The following is a 254-nucleotide window of genomic DNA, read 5'->3' as shown; positions in this document are numbered from 1 at the left end:
ATGCTCTCATGACGGCGGTAAGAAACCGTAAAGATAGCGTTGATAATACTATAAGTGACCAAAAGAACATCTTGGATATCTTCAAATTTTGGCACTTCATACCGTTCTGCTAAACGTTTATATACCAGTTCAACCACTTGATGATCCATATCTTCACCGAAACTATCACCTTCAAAATCAGGTGTATTCGTACCATAGATCAATTTTGCTTTGGTCTGATCTTCATGAAAGATATGCACACAGCGATCGATAAG

1 protein-coding gene is annotated in these 254 nt (G+C 37.8%); it reads right to left on the bottom strand.

The genetic code is table 11. The annotated features are described in order from the left end of the window. The coding region (locus AAEZ03_RS28195; RefSeq protein ID WP_502947985.1) for a hypothetical protein at positions 1-254 on the bottom strand (254 nt) is incomplete at both ends.

It is taken from the genome of Pseudomonas sp. HY2-MNA-CIBAN-0224 (genome assembly GCF_040310285.1).
GTDB lineage: Bacteria > Pseudomonadota > Gammaproteobacteria > Pseudomonadales > Pseudomonadaceae > Aquipseudomonas > Aquipseudomonas helleri.
The sequence above is the reverse complement of the archived record's forward strand: the minus strand, read 5'-3'. Positions and strand labels throughout refer to the sequence as shown.